At 61.6% G+C, this 14,999-nt stretch carries 11 protein-coding genes; 4 read left to right on the forward strand and 7 right to left on the reverse strand.

Annotated elements, in window-relative coordinates; all coding sequences use genetic code 11:
* Nucleotides 1–12 precede the first annotated feature (12 nt).
* Nucleotides 13–1,227: an MFS transporter gene (locus tag BANAN_RS08635; protein ID WP_014697920.1), complete on the reverse strand. Its 1,215-nt coding sequence runs from the start codon at nt 1,225–1,227 to the stop codon at nt 13–15.
* Nucleotides 1,228–1,361: 134 nt separating this feature from the next.
* Entirely contained in the window at nt 1,362–2,543 is a 1,182-nt protein-coding gene (locus BANAN_RS05460; protein WP_014697921.1) for an MFS transporter, read from the reverse strand.
* Between the two features lie 112 nt (nt 2,544–2,655).
* Between BANAN_RS05460 and BANAN_RS05465 the strand changes: the two genes are divergently transcribed.
* Nucleotides 2,656–3,828: a glycosyltransferase family 4 protein gene (locus BANAN_RS05465; RefSeq protein WP_014697922.1), complete on the forward strand. Its 1,173-nt coding sequence runs from the start codon at nt 2,656–2,658 to the stop codon at nt 3,826–3,828.
* A 132-nt stretch (nt 3,829–3,960) separates the two neighbouring features.
* On the opposite strand, the gene BANAN_RS05470 is transcribed toward BANAN_RS05465, so the two are convergent.
* The 3 genes from BANAN_RS05470 to BANAN_RS05480 all read right to left on the reverse strand — a co-directional run bounded on the left by BANAN_RS05470 (nt 3,961) and on the right by BANAN_RS05480 (nt 8,735).
* Entirely contained in the window at nt 3,961–6,300 is a 2,340-nt protein-coding gene (locus BANAN_RS05470; RefSeq protein ID WP_014697923.1) for a DNA gyrase/topoisomerase IV subunit B, read from the reverse strand.
* A gap of 132 nt (nt 6,301–6,432) precedes the next feature.
* Complete coding sequence (locus BANAN_RS05475) at nt 6,433–7,959, reverse strand: RNA polymerase sigma factor (RefSeq protein WP_080571638.1); 1,527 nt, start codon at nt 7,957–7,959, stop codon at nt 6,433–6,435.
* Nucleotides 7,960–8,030: 71 nt separating this feature from the next.
* The gene (locus BANAN_RS05480) at nt 8,031–8,735 is read right to left on the reverse strand and encodes a hypothetical protein (protein ID WP_014697925.1); all 705 of its coding nucleotides are present in this window, start codon (nt 8,733–8,735) and stop codon (nt 8,031–8,033) included.
* A gap of 180 nt (nt 8,736–8,915) precedes the next feature.
* Between BANAN_RS05480 and BANAN_RS05485 the strand changes: the two genes are divergently transcribed.
* The gene (locus tag BANAN_RS05485) at nt 8,916–10,016 is read left to right on the forward strand and encodes a polyprenyl synthetase family protein (protein WP_014697926.1); all 1,101 of its coding nucleotides are present in this window, start codon (nt 8,916–8,918) and stop codon (nt 10,014–10,016) included.
* A 60-nt stretch (nt 10,017–10,076) separates the two neighbouring features.
* A complete protein-coding gene (locus BANAN_RS05490; protein WP_014697927.1) occupies nt 10,077–12,302 on the forward strand; it encodes a protein kinase domain-containing protein in 2,226 nt (741 codons plus the stop codon).
* A 99-nt stretch (nt 12,303–12,401) separates the two neighbouring features.
* On the opposite strand, the gene BANAN_RS05495 is transcribed toward BANAN_RS05490, so the two are convergent.
* Nucleotides 12,402–13,142, reverse strand: a complete 741-nt coding sequence (locus tag BANAN_RS05495) for a lysophospholipid acyltransferase family protein (RefSeq protein WP_014697928.1) — start codon at nt 13,140–13,142, stop codon at nt 12,402–12,404.
* Between the two features lie 49 nt (nt 13,143–13,191).
* On the opposite strand from BANAN_RS05495, the gene BANAN_RS05500 reads away from it, so the two are divergent.
* A complete protein-coding gene (locus tag BANAN_RS05500) occupies nt 13,192–13,758 on the forward strand; it encodes a TrbC/VirB2 family protein (RefSeq protein ID WP_014697929.1) in 567 nt (188 codons plus the stop codon).
* A 91-nt stretch (nt 13,759–13,849) separates the two neighbouring features.
* On the opposite strand, the gene trpD is transcribed toward BANAN_RS05500, so the two are convergent.
* Nucleotides 13,850–14,902, reverse strand: a complete 1,053-nt coding sequence (trpD, locus tag BANAN_RS05505; RefSeq protein ID WP_014697930.1) for an anthranilate phosphoribosyltransferase — start codon at nt 14,900–14,902, stop codon at nt 13,850–13,852.
* Between the last annotated feature and the right edge of the window lie 97 nt (nt 14,903–14,999).

The following is a 14,999-nucleotide window of genomic DNA, read 5'->3' on the forward strand; positions in this document are numbered from 1 at the left end:
TTCGATTATTTCCTACCTCACTTGCGATTGCAAATGTGACACGCTCATGAGAATGACGGCGGCCAGTATGCCAAGCGACGTGAAACACGCCAAGTACCACGGCAGGGCTGCCATGCCCACCGTGGCAGAGAACACGGCGAACAATGCGGGACTCACCAGTGTGGCCACGGCGATGACGGCGGTCTCCCAGCCGATCATGGTCATCGTATGAACAGCGCCGAACAACCGTGGTGTCATATGCACGACGGCCGGATTAATCGGGGCACACCCAAACCCGAGCATGATCGGCGCGGTGAGAGCGCGCCATGACCCCATGGGCACAATCATCACCACAAGCGCCGCAACAAGTATGCCCAAGCCGCCGCCGAGCAACGCGCCGTCGGACAATCGCAGCGCCAAGCATCCTGCAATCACGGAACCCAGCGTCAATCCAATGAAGAATAGGTTCGCGTAGATACCGGCATAATGGATGCTCATGTGGTCGGCATGCACCATGTAGCTGCTCGCCCACAGCATGGTGCTCTGCTCCACCGAAGCGTAAGCGAACAGAAGCAACAGTGTCGGGAGCGCGCCACGCAATCTCAGGCTCGCACCCAGACGGCCATGAACATGCGCGTCGACACGCCAATCACGCTCGCCGTATGTCTGCATGCCGAATGTGGCGCGCTGGATGGGGGTCAATTCGTCGCGCCACAGCTTCGTGGCACTCACCAACACGATGGCCAGCGCAAGTTGCACGAGGCCGATGCAGCGGTATGCCCACCTCCAGTCGGCATCGTTCGCAATGATCCAACCGAGCATCGTATGACCTGCCATGGCACCTGCGGCCGTCGTGGCATGCATCCAAATAATATGCGCACTCGGCAAGCGCAACGCTATGTATGCATTGAGCGCGAGCGCAAGCAGACCGGAGCCCACGCCATATGGCACGGCGAAGAACAGCAGCAGCCAATATGACGGCGTGAACGAGAAGCCAAGCAATGCCACCACGGTGCATGCCACACCAACATCCACACTGCGCCCCGAGCCCCAGCGACGCAACCAAGGCTCACCGGCCAGCGCAGCCCACATGGCCCCTGCGGCGATAACGACGGAAATCCCGATGACGGCGGCAAGTGGCGCATGCAGTCCTGACCCCATAGCCGGCCACGAGGCACCGAGCAGGGCCTCTGGCAACCCCATGGCAGCGAAGCCAACGTATACCAACGCCACCAACGCCATCGGCATGCCATCGCCCCCCCTCATTCAGACGTCGTCGGTTCGGATTACACACTGCATATATTTGCCTATACAGTGCATACACGGTCATCGTAAGGCGCATCGACGGCGCATGTGGCACGGCATCGCCTGTTGCGAACATGTCAGACGGCCATGTCATCGCGACGCAATGCGCGCAGCCACTCGTGCATCGCCGCCATGAGCGCGACGAACACCAGCAGATACCATGGCAGCACGGCAATCGTCGTGGCCTGCGCGATCACGCCGAACAATGGTGGCATGAGCATGGTGCCCACATACGCGAACGCCATCTGCACACCGACAATCGCCTGCGATTTATCGGCCCCGAAGTATGCGGGCGTGGAGTGGATGATGCACGGGTAGACGGGCGCGCAGCCGAGGCCGACGAGTATGAACGCCACGGCGGAGAGCGCGGGGTTGTGCGCGGGAACGAGCAGCAGCAGCGCCCCGAGGCCGATCGTCATGGTGCCGATGCGGATCATGGCGGGATCGGAGAGACGCATGGTGAGGAAGCCGTTGGCGAAGCGGCCAACGGTGATGCCGATGAGGAAGATGCTCGTGAACGTCGCAGCCACGTCTTCGGCCATGCCGTCCATGTCGACCATGTAGGAGCTGGCCCATAGCATGGCGGTCTGTTCGATGGCGCAGTAGCAAAAGAACATGATGAGAATCTGCGTGGCACCACTGATGCGCAATACGCCGAGCAGGCCGATTGGTTTTCGGTCAGTGGCCTGCGTGCCTGCGTCTGCGGCAGCGGGGCGCCTCTTCCACAACGGCAGGCTGAAGGTGAGCACGGCGGTGAGCACGAGCTGGATGACGCCAACCGAACGGTAGCCCCACTGCCAATCGTGCTGGCTTGCCATGGCGTAACTCATCATATACGGTCCAATGAGCGCGCCGAGCCCCCACATGCAGTGCAGCCAGCTCATATGCCGGCTCGTGTAGTGGATGGCCATGTAGTTGTTGAGCGCCGCGTCCACGCCACCCGCGCCGAGCCCGTAGGGAATGGCACACACGATAAGAGCCCAGTAGTTCGGTGCAAAGGAGAATCCCATGAGGGCGGCGGCAGTGAGAGCCACGGAGAACGCCGTCACACGCCCTGCACCAAATCTCAGCGTGAGCCGGTCGCTCAGCAATGCGGAGATGATGGTTCCGGCACTGATCGTCATCGAGATGCCACCGGCCCACGACAGTGGAGCATGCAGGTCACCGCTCATGATGGGCCATGCCGAACCGAGCAGTCCGTCGGGCAGACCCAGCGAGATGAAGGCCAAATAGATTACGGCGAGCAGCAGATTCGTCATTGCACCTCCAAATTGTGCGCGCCAGTTTCCGCATCGACAGTCCACAATTATATTCTTACGTAAAGAAAATATCCGGTTCTTCGAAATCTGTTCGATGATTAGACTGGTGCCCATGAGCTTGAGAATCGGATTCGTGTTCGACGATACCCTGGACGTGCTCGACGGCGTGCAGCAGCATATCGTGACCTTGGGCCATGAGCTGGCACGACGGGGGCATGAAGTGCATTATCTGGTCGGCGAGACGCATGACTCCCCCATGCCGAACACGCATTCGATGTCACGCAACGTCATGGTCCGGTTCAACGGAAACCGCATGCGCATCCCGCTTCCGGCCAACACACGGCATATCCGCGAGGTGCTCGACGAATACGATTTCGACATTCTGCACGTTCAGGCGCCCTACAGTCCGTTCATGGCAGGCAGGGTGCTCGACCATGCACACCAGCGCACCGGCATCGTCGCCACCTACCACATCGCATCGGCCGACCTTGCCTCCCGGATCGGCGGCCGTGCTCTCGGACTGGTCAATATGCACTCCCACCGCCGCGTCGACGAAGTGATCGCAGTCTCCCAGATCGCCGCGCAGTATGCCGAGCAGACCGCGCATGTTCGCGGTGTCGTCATTCCGAACCCCGTCGATGTCGATCGGTTCGCAGGCGCCTCCCCCACCCATGCCATTGTGCAGGGCGGCACGGCCGGTGCGCACTCGTCTGAGGGACCCCTCGCGGTGTTCCTTGGCAGATTCGTTCCGAGGAAAGGCGCGGAATTGCTCCTGGATGCCATTGAATACGGCGAGGAGCATGATCTGTTCCCGCGGGGCTTCCATGTGCGGTTCGCCGGCAAGGGCCCGCTGCTCGACGAATGCCGTGAACGCGCCTCGCATCTGCGCACGCCGATTGAGTTCCTCGGTTTCGTGGAGGAAGAGGAGAAGCCGAAGCTGCTGGCGAGTGCCGATGTGGCTATCTTCCCCGCAACCGGAGGCGAATCTTTCGGCATCGTGCTGCTCGAGGCCATCGCCTCGAATGCCGGTGTCACATTGGCCGGCGACAATCCTGGCTACCGGTCGACCATGCTCGATGACGAGGACGCGCTCTTCCCGGTGAGTGGAACAGACCGTGCCCGCATTCTTGCCGAACGCATCGCCCGCGCACTCACCGACGAACCTTGGGCGGCCGACCTGCATGCCCGCGAAGCGGGGCTGCTCGATCGGTATAACGTTCGTACCGTGACCGATCAGGTGGAACAGGTCTACGAGCAGGCGATGGCGGCTCGCCACGCCGACTGACCCATATCGTGCGAGACCGATGATGCCCGCAGGGGCCGGAACCCGCGCTGAGGAGCGTGCTACGCGCAAAGCGCGCAGACACTTTGACGAAGCGCGGGTTCCGACCCCTGCGGGCATCGGTTGCACAAAGCGTCAGGTGTCGATCTTCGAACGGTCGAAATCCTCGGCGTTGTCGACAATGAACTGGCGGCGCGGAGGCACTTCGTCGCCCATGAGCAGGCTGAAGATGTCGTTCGCCTGCTCGGCGTCCTCCATACGGATGCGGCGCAGCAGACGCGTGCGCGGATCCATCGTCGTGTCGGCGAGCTGGTTCGCGTCCATCTCACCCAAGCCCTTGTACCGCTGGATGTCGTCGGCATACGGAATATGCTCGGCGTCGAGCTGCGCGAGTCTGCCCGCCAACTCGTCATCTGAATACGTGTAGATGACCTCGCCCTTGCGTGCCCCCGCCAAAGCGATGCGGTGCAGCGGCGGCACGGCCGCATACACGTGCCCCGCCTCGACGAGCGGTCGCATGTACCGGTAGAACAGCGTGAGCAGCAACGTGCGAATATGCGCGCCATCCACATCGGCATCGGTCATCATGACGATTTTGTTGTACCGTGCCGACTCGATGTCGAAGCTGGCCCCCGAGCCCGCACCGATCACCTGGATGATCGACGCGCATTCCTTGTTCGACAGCATCTGCGACAACGACGCCTTCTGCACGTTGAGAATCTTGCCGCGGATCGGCAGCAGCGCCTGAAACGCCGAATTGCGGGCCGCCTTCGCCGTGCCGAGTGCGGAATCACCCTCGACGATGAACAGTTCGGCGATGTCGTCGTTGCCCGGCTGACAATCCGATAGTTTACTCGGCATGGAAGCGGATTCGAGTGCGTTCTTGCGACGCGTGACCTCCTTGGTCTTGCGTGCCTGAATGCGCGCGTGCATCTCGCCCACGATCTTCTCGAGCACGCGCGCCGACTGCTCCTTGTACCCACGTTTCGCGCCGGTGATGAGCTCGGCGAACTGCTTGTCGGTGATGCGCGTGACGAGCGGCTTGACTGGCGCGGTGCCGAGCACGTCCTTCGTCTGCCCCTGGAACTGCGGCTCGGCGATGCGCACGGTGACCACGGCCACCAATCCGGCGAGAATGTCGTCACGCTCGATCTTCATCTTCGGGTCTTTGAGGTTGACCTTGAGCTTGCGCGCGTTGTCTTCCACCGCCTTGCGAATCTGCTTGGTGATGCCCTGCAGGAAGCCGTCCACGTGCATGCCGCCGCCCGGCGTGGCGACGACGTTCACGAAGCTCTTCAGCACCGTGTCGTAGCCGTTCGTCCAACGCATCGCGATATCGACGTCGCAGGTTCGCACGATCTTCTGCGCATGCAGGTCGCCGTTCGCGTCCACTGCCTGCGTCTCCTCATGGTACGTGCCCTGCCCGCTTATTCGCCACACGGTGGAGACGGCCTCGCCGTGGGAGAGGAAGTCCACGAAATCGACAACGCCACCGGTATGGCAGAATTCCTCCACACGCCTGTGCCCCGGCACTGAGGCGCCCGAATCCGGGGATTGCACGACCGGTATGGCTGCGACTGCCTCTTGCGGATCCTGTGCCTGTTCCTGCGCGTCCTCCGCCTTCGCCCGCTCAAGGCCGATCTTCGCGGGATTCTCGCTGGCCTCGGTTTCCGCCTCGATCTGCTCGACCTGGTCGGATTGCGCCTGCTCGACGTCGGTCTCCTCGAACACGTCGGTGTCGGCGTCGCCTGTCTCACGGATGTGTTCGTCGATCACCGTGATCTTCAGACCCGGCACCAGGAAGCTCGTCTGACGCACACGGTCGATCAGTTGTTTGTAGTCGAATTTCGCGGTGTCATTGAAGATTTCCGGATCCGCCCAATAACGGATGCGCGTGCCCGTGCGCTTCGGAGGCACCTTGCCGATGATCTCGAGCTCGGTGGGGCGGTTCTTGCGCGTTTTCTTGAACGGTGAGTCGGGGGAAGGACGATGTGGGTCCTCGTCGGTATACACACCTGGATGCCCTTGGTGGAACGCCATATGGTAGGTGTGGCCGTTGCGGTCGACTTCGACGTCCATGCGCGAGCTCAATGCATTGACCACCGAGGAGCCCACGCCATGCAGGCCTCCAGCGGCGTTGTACGACGAATTGTCGAACTTGGCGCCCGCATGCAGCTTCGTGAGCACCACCTCGACGCCGGTGAGCTTCGTCTTCGGCTCCACATCCACCGGTATGCCTCGGCCGTTGTCGGCGACTTCGATCGAACCGTCTTCGTGCAGGGTGACGACAATATGCGTGCATGCCCCGGCGAGCGCCTCGTCCACCGAATTGTCGATGATCTCCCACAGGCAGTGCATGAGACCCTGGCTGTCGGTGGTGCCGATGTACATGCCCGGACGCTTGCGCACCGCGTCCAGTCCCTCCAGCACCGTCAATGAGCCGGCGCCGTAGCCGTCGGGTTCCTTCTTCGCCATAACCTTCCTCTGTATCTCCTCTTCGATGCAAAAGAGAGCGGAGCCACTCGGCTCACGCTCTCCCTGGCATTGTCATGTCGTCTGGCGTCGGCGCACCCATCGGGGTGCGCCGGCAATGGACGCCGTTCAGCGTCACTGATCGAGGAAGTCGCGCAGCGTCTGCGAACGGGACGGATGACGCAACTTCGACATGGTCTTCGACTCGATCTGGCGAATGCGCTCGCGGGTCACGCCATATACGCGGCCGATGTCGTCAAGCGTCTTCGGTTGGCCGTCCTCGAGACCATAGCGCATCTTGATCACGCCCGCCTCACGCGGCGAGAGCGTCTCGAGCACCTGACGGAATTGCTCCTGCAACAGTGAGAATGCGACCGCCTCCGATGGTGCGATGGCATCGGTGTCTTCGATCAGATCGCCGAATTCGGAATCGCCGTCCTCACCCAGCGGCGTATGCAACGAAATCGGCTCGCGGCCGTACTTCTGCACTTCCTGCACCTTCTCCACCGGCATGTCGAGCTCGCGGGCAAGCTCGTCGGGCGTGGGCTCACGGCCCAGGTCCTGCAGCATCTGGCGCTGGACGCGCGAGAGCTTGTTGATCACCTCGACCATATGCACCGGCACGCGAATCGTGCGGGCCTGGTCGGCCATGGCGCGGGTGATCGCCTGACGGATCCACCAGGTGGCATAGGTGGAGAACTTGAAGCCCTTCTTCCAATCGAATTTCTCGACGGCGCGAATGAGGCCCAGATTGCCTTCCTGAATGAGATCGAGGAACAGCATGCCGCGGCCGGTGTAACGCTTGGCGAGCGAGACGACGAGTCGCAGATTGGCCTCGAGCAGGTGGTCCTTCGCCTTCTTGCCGTCGGCGGCGGCCCACTTGAGTTCGCGCTTGCGCCTGAACTCCATCGTGTCGCCCTCGGTGTCGAGCAGATGCTGGGCGTATAGGCCGGCCTCGATGCGCTCGGAGAGATCGACCTCCTGTTCGGCATTGAGAAGGCTCACGCGGCCAATCTGCTTGAGGTAATCCTTCACCGGGTCGGCGGTCGCGCCCGTGGTGACCACGCGGCGCTTCGGGTTCACGCCCGGATTCGCCAGAAGGGCCTCGTCGTCCTCATCGTTGTCGCTGACAACGAACGCGCCCTTCTCCTTGGGCTCCTTCGGGGTCTGCGGCTCTTCGTCGTCGTCTTCCTCCGGCTCGGGTTCGTCCTCCGATTCCTCGTCTTCGAGATCGTCGTCGTTCTCGTCGGCGTCAAGATCCTCATCGAGGTCGAGATCCTCCTCGTCGATCACATCCTCACCGATCATGTCCTCGTCGTCGATCTCCTCGGACTTAGAAACGACCTTCTTGGCGCCGGTCTTCGAAGCCGCACGCGTCTTCCTCGCCGGCGTCGACTCGCTCTCGGCGGCATCCTTCTTCTTGCGGGCCGTGGCACGCTTGGTGGTCTTGCCGGCGGAGCCCTTCTTCGCCGACGAAGCCTTGGAAGATGCCTTCCTACGGGTGGTCTTGCCCTTCTCTTCAACGGTGGCTTCGTCGTGGGCGCTTTCGGAGGCCTTCTTCTTCGCGGCTTTCTCGGCGCTCGTCGTTTCCTTGGCGACCAAACTGTACCTCCCTGGGTCTTGTGGAACGCGGCCGACCGTCGTATGCTTGCTTTTGGGCATAGCTACGGCAAGGTCAAGTCGCTGACTATGTGAGTTAACCATGTCTTCGGGACGATTATTCCCATGGGCCCTCAGGTGCCTGCGGTCGGTGCGTCCTCTGTCTCGGCGCCGCATGCATGCGCCGGGTAAACGTGTCGGGTGACCGCAGCCGCGACGATCGCCGCCAATGTGACCCGTTCATCTTCCTCGAGCACCCCGAGCGCATCGTACAGCGCGGACTCGTCGCCACGCCACCATTTGAGATAGGCCATCACCGCCCGCAATTGCCTGGTGCATTCGGCGGGAAGACGCCCCGATATGGTGTGAAGCAGTTCGGTGACCCGCACACAGCGCCGTTCGTCCGATTCGGGCTCTTCGAAGGCCGCGGTAAGCATGGTGGACATCGATTGTGCCACATCTTTGTCATGGGGATGCGCGGCGAACCGTGAGATGACGCCTTCGTCCCACTGCGACTCGTCCGCCACCACCGTCATGATGATCGCATCGCGCACCGCCAGCGAGATGTTGAAACCGGTGACCAGCATCAACTGCACCTCATCATCGAGATCCTGCGGTTTCATTTCAGGCTCCCGCAGCCACGTCAGCCATGGAGGCAGCAGATCGGCGATCCACCGGGCCGCCGCCGATGCCGTACCAATGTCGGTCATCCGCTCGAAATACTCGCGGCGCATACCCTCGAGCCGCGCCTCAGGCAGTGGGTGCATGCCCAGACCTGCGACGCCGTCGTCTTCCCGGTTCATCCCCGCCTCTTCGCTGTGTTCGTTGTTCGACACCATATCCGCTCCTTGTCCGTCTTGCATTGCGACCCAAACGGGTCTTGCATCCACTGTGGCGGCAGAACGAAAAGGATTCCATCCCAACGGGCATTTGTGGTCGGAGAACGTGTTATCCACATTGCAGGTCGGCCATATTGTGCATGACCTGCAATGTCGGAATGCTGTGAATACACTGGAACCATGAGCGATTCCAGCAGTATCGGTGCCATCGAAACCCGCATCCGAGAACTTGTGCACGACTACGTGGGGGTGAACGGCACAGATGCACCCATCACCCCGGCTCTGCGCCCGATGTTCCATGCAGTGGCGGATCAAGCGCTCTCCTCAAGCGAAGGGGGCAAACGCCTGCGCGCGCTACTCACACTGGATGCCTACGATGTGCTGGCCGGCGCCCCGGATTCCACACAATCGCAGAGCAAGCGCGCCAAGGTGCTTGACTTCGCCTGTGCCATTGAGGTGTTCCAGACCGCCGCACTGGTGCACGACGACCTCATTGACGACTCGGATCTGCGTCGCGGCAAGCCCTCCGCGCACTGCGCGCTCACCTCGTTTGCCGGCGCACGCAGCATTGGTCGCGGGCTGGGCCTCATGCTGGGCGACATGCTCGCCACGGCATGCACGCTCATCATGGAGGACGCCAGCACCGGTATGGTCGAACATCGACGCTTGGTGGAGGCCTTTCTTTCGATGCAACGTGACGTGGAGGTGGGCCAGGTGCTCGACCTTGCCATTGAGCGCATGCCGCTCGATGATCCGCAGGCGCTTGCCGAAGCGTCGCTCGACGTGTTCCGCTGGAAAACCGCCAGCTATACCACCATTGCTCCGCTGACGCTGTCATTCCTGGCAGCTGGCATGACCAGCGGTGCAGCGAGCCGCCACGCCCATGCCATAGGGCTGCCGTTGGGGCAGGCATTCCAGCTTGCCGACGATCTGCTGGACGTCATCGGCTCCTCCCGCAGCACGGGGAAACCTGTCGGAGGTGATATTCGTGAGGGGAAACGCACGGTGTTGCTCGCCGACGCCATGATGTTGGGTACCCCCGCGCAGCTCGTACAGCTGCAGCAGCTGTACGAGCAGCCGTGCCGCTCCGACGCGCAGGTGCACGAAACCATTGCGTTGTTCCATGACACCGGGGCCATCGAGCATTCACGCGAACGCATCGCACAATTGTGGTCGCAAACCCAGGAAGGCATCGAAGCGATGGGGCTCACCGCCGCCCAATCGCAAAGCCTTCGTAAAGCCTGCGAGCGCTTTCTGCCGGATTTCACAGCCGAACGGTAAAATATCCCCCCGAAGGCACACTCGCAATCGGGGCATCACAGCAGAAGGAACACAACCAGCATGGTGGATACCACGGCACACGGCACGGACCACGACAATCTCATTGACGGCCGCTACCGCATTGTGCGCAAGATCGCGGATGGCGGCATGGCCACGGTGTACCAGACCGTCGACGAAAGGCTCGGGCGCAATGTGGCGGTCAAGATCATGCACATGCAGCTGGCTCAGGGCCCCCACCGTGAGCAGTTCATCGAACGCTTCCGACGGGAGGCCAAATCCGCGGCAGCGATAGCCAATCCGCATGTGGTGCAGGTGTACGACACCGGTGAGACGAATGGCTCGTACTATCTGGTCATGGAGTACGTGCACGGCGTGAATCTGCGTAGCCAGATGCAAACGCACACCACGTTCTCGGTGCGCGACACCCTGCGCATCGTCGGCGAGACGCTGAACGGACTCGCCGCCGCCCACGAGATCGGCGTCGTACACCGCGACATCAAGCCGGAGAACATTCTGATCAACGACCGCGGTCATGTGGAGATCACCGATTTCGGCCTGGCCAAGGCCGCCTCGCAGGCCACGCTCTCCTCCACCGGGATGCTGCTTGGCACGGCGGCCTATCTCGCCCCGGAGATGATCGAGAACAATCAGGCCACTCCTCAGGGCGATTGCTATTCCGTGGGCATCATGGCATGGGAGCTGCTGGCGGGGAGAGTGCCGTTCCAGTCAGACAATCCGGTGACGATGGTGTTCAAGCACGTCAACGAGAACGTCCCCTCCATAGGAGCGGTGTGCTACGGCATCGACCCCCGGGTTTCGGCCTTCATCTCGTACCTGACCGCACGTGACGTCAATGCCCGTCCGAAAAGCGCACAGGAGGCGTTGGATCGCCTCCGTGAGCTCATGCCCACGCTGAGCCGCCAGGCATTGGACTATCGCTTCCGCCCTCAGGAACCACCCATCAACAGCACTCGGGTGTTCCCAATGGGTGCGAATGAGCAGGATTCCGGCCGTCCTTCCGTTCCGAGCACATCGGATTCGCCGGAAGAATCCACTCCACCACCTACCTCTGCCGCCGCGCTGTTCACTGCATTGGCCTCCCCCGATCTCACCGACGACGAGGCAGAACAGGCCAGAACGGTGGCTCTCGCCACACCGCCGGACGACTCCTCGACGCCAGGCTCCGAAGTTCCGGCCTCCGGTGGAACCACCGTTCCCCCGTATGGCGGCTCTGCCGGAAGTTATGAACGTAATTCCGGCCGCCCCGGTGAGCCGGGCTCCCCATTGCCCAGCAATGCCCAGACGCAAGTGCAGCCTCGCAAAAGGCATAGAACGGCGCTGATCGTTTCAATCATCGCCGCCATACTCGCATTGGGTGCCGGTGGCGGATTCGCATTGTGGTACTTCGTGGGACCCGGCAGTTACTGGACACTGCCCAAACCCGAGGGGCTCAGTTGTGCCGAAAACGCGCCATGCAAGATCACAGGTGTGAAATGGGACTCCTATGAGCGTCTGCTCAAAGTCTCGCAGATTCCATACAAAAGCACACAGCAGTATAGCGACACAGTGCCTGCCGGCGAGATCATCTCCACCGACCCGCAATATGTGGATGCCCATGTGAGCAAGCGGGCCAACGGCGAGGTGCATGTGACGGTGTCGCAAGGTGTGCAGCAGGCCACCGTTCCCGAAGACATCATGAGCAGTTCCACCCCTCTGGAGGACCTGAGGAAAGCGGGCTTCACCAACATCATGCACAACGAAGACAACGACGAGTATTCCGAAAGCGTTCCGGAAGGCGAGGTCATCGATATCACGCCCAGTGCCGGCACCACACAGAACCATAACGACGACGTCGTGGTGACGCTCTCCAAAGGGCCCATGCCGGTGGCGATGCCGAATGTGGTGGGCATGACGCGCGGTCAGGCGCAGAAGTCGTTTGATGACGCCAAACTCAAGGCGACCTACACCGAAGAGTACAGCGATACGATTCCACGGGATCAGGTGATTTCAGTGGATCCCGAGGCGGGAACCCAATTGCACTGGGGCGATGCGGTCACGGTCACCGTCTCGCGGGGCCCTGAAATGGTGACCGTTCCCGACGTCACGGGCAAGAAGACGGAAGAGGCCAGGAAGATTCTTGAAGACCTCGGCTTTGAGGTGAAGGTCTCATCACCGTTGGGCGACCTCCTGCACACCGTGCGATTCCAGGATCCCAAAGGCGGCCAGCAGGCGCGTCTGCGTGCCGAGGACGGCAAGAAAACGGTGATCACACTCACGGTGATCTGAGCGGCGTATGTGCGTATATTTATTGTGCCCCCATACCACCAGTGGTGGTATGGGGGCACAATAAATATACGCATGCTTCCCAGCCAGACTCAGTCCAGCCTATTCATGGTGGCGCTCAAAGTCTGCCGCTGCCTCTGCGCCAGCGGAATCGAGCACGTCCTGCTCCTCCTTCATCTGCTGCTTGACCACCTGGGCGTATTCGGGAACGTATTCCTGCCCGCTCATCGCCTGGATCCTGCGCGTGATCTCGTCGGTGAGCTCACGCAGCCGTTCATGCGTCACCTCGGCAGACGGAGTCTTCTCCACTTCGATGGGTTCACCATAGATCACCTTGGAGTGCCCCTTGCCCGGAATCACCTGCCCCGGCTTCTGCAGTTCGCGTGAACCGATGATGGCGGCGGGAATGATCGGGCAACCGGTTTCCAAGGCAAGACGCGCGGCACCGGTGTGCCCCTTGTACAGACGGCCGTCCGGGCTGCGGGTGCCTTCGATGTGGATACCGAACAGGTGGCCTTCCTCGATGATCTCGCGTGCATGCTCAAGCGCGCCGAGCGACTTCGACCCGCCCGAACGATCCACGGGGAACACGCCCACCGAGGTGAACCACCACTTCTTGAACTTGCCTTTGATGCCCTTGCCTTCGAAATACTCCGCCTTGCCCATGAAATGAATCATGCGCGGACAGGTGAGCGGCAGCAACGCATCGTCGATCACAGCCAGATGATTGGCCGCAATGATGCCCCCGCCGGTGCGTGGAATGTTCTGGAGCCCTTCTGCCACGGGCTTGAAACGATGCCGCGCCACCGGACCGAGCGTTCTCATGAAGAACCAATACAACATGCTGCCTCCTCCTACATGTCTCATAGCATCCGCTTGCTACAGTGAACCTATGACTGACCTCAACAATAGCAACGACGGCGAAGAAACGAAGCCACACGATTCCGGGCGCAACGGGGGTGATTCGAGCGAGATCTCCGAGGAGGCCGCCTGGAATCGCTTTCTCGACGAGTATTCCGACGATCTGGGCGACGTGGAGCGATCACACACCGCGAAGAAATTCGACCGGCATGCCACACGCCAGGAAAAGCGCGAGGAGAAGAAGGCGATTCTTTCGGTGAACGACCTCAAACAGGGCAGTTTCGTCGATTCGTCAGGCCCGCGTGATTTCACGCAATCGAGTTGGCTCGACACCGACGATGTGATGGATCGCGGCAGCGTGTTCACTCCCCCCAATCCCGATCTGGGTCAGATTCGCTGGTCGCGTCTCATCTGCGGCATCCTGCTCGTCGTGGGCATCGCCGGCATCATCGCCACGGCATTTCTGCCGGCCTGGGCGACCGTGCTCGGCATCGTCTTCGGCATCTCGATACTCGTCGGCGCCGGTGGCTTGTTCGTCACACACCGCGGCCATGACGAGACCAAGCGGGATGAGGAAGACGACGGCGCTCGCGTATAGGATTCACGAAAGAACAAGGTGCCATTCGGCCGTGCATAGCCGAATGGCACCTTTGGTTATAGGGACCAGATAATCCCCGCACTCCTACAACTCAGTCGACATATTGGCTTGCGACGGCGATCCACTCGTCGAGCAGGGCGGAGGCACGACCGGAATCGACTGCCTGTTCGGCGATTGCGTAGGCTTGGCGGAACCGTTCGCCCAGAGGGGCGGAGGCATCGATGAGCGAGCCATCCGCCACGATTGCGGAGGCGGCATTGAGCAATGCCGTCGTACGGAACGGCACATCCTTTCCAGCGAAGAGGTCGCGGGCAGCCTGGGCATTGTAATCCGGCTCGCCACCACGCAGATCCTCAATCGTGACCTTGGCGAGCCCAAGCTCCTCGATTGGGTCGAATTCCGTTTCGGAGACCTTGCCGTCCTTGAATTCCCAGACGGAAATCGGACCGGTCGGCGCCATCTCGTCGAGACCTTCGTTCGAGGTGTACACCATGCCGCTCTGGCCGTTCGCCGCGTAGACCGCGGCCATGATCGGGCTCATCGCACGGTTGGCGCAGCCGATTGCCATGTGCTTCGGAGTCGCCGGATTCGTCAGCGGGCCAAGCACGTTGAACACGCATGAGATGCCGAGCGCGGCGCGCACCGGTCCCACGAATCGCATCGCCGGGTGGAAGGTTTTGGCGAAGGCGAAGGTGATGCCCACCTCATCGGCCACCTCGGCCACGGCCTGCGGTTTGAGATCGAGCGGCAGCCCGAGCGCCTCCAGACAGTCGGCCGCCCCGCACTTGGAGCTCGCGGCGCGGTTGCCGTGCTTGACGATCGTCACGCCCGAAGCGGCGGCGATCACCGCCCCCATCGTCGACAGATTGACGGTATGCGCGCCATCGCCACCCGTGCCGACGATGTCGGTGCATTCACGGTTCACTTCCAATGGCACGGCATGCGACACCATCGCCTTTGCGGCACCCGCGACCTCATCGGCCGTCAATCCGAGCTGCTGTTGTGTCGCGAGCACGGCGCCGACGGCTGCCGGGTTGGCGTTGCCCTTCATGAGGTCATCGACAAACCACTCGGATTCCTCGGCACTCAGGTGATTGCCCTGCACGAGCTTGGTGAGAATCGATTTCCATGTGATGTCGGCCATGACCACTCCTCGTTTTCGTAGCTGCTACGCACAGTCTAGGGAACACAAGCAACAAACACATGTCGGGTCCCGCATCATGGTCAACACAAAAGGGGCG

It is taken from the genome of Bifidobacterium animalis subsp. animalis ATCC 25527 (assembly GCF_000260715.1).
GTDB lineage: Bacteria > Actinomycetota > Actinomycetes > Actinomycetales > Bifidobacteriaceae > Bifidobacterium > Bifidobacterium animalis.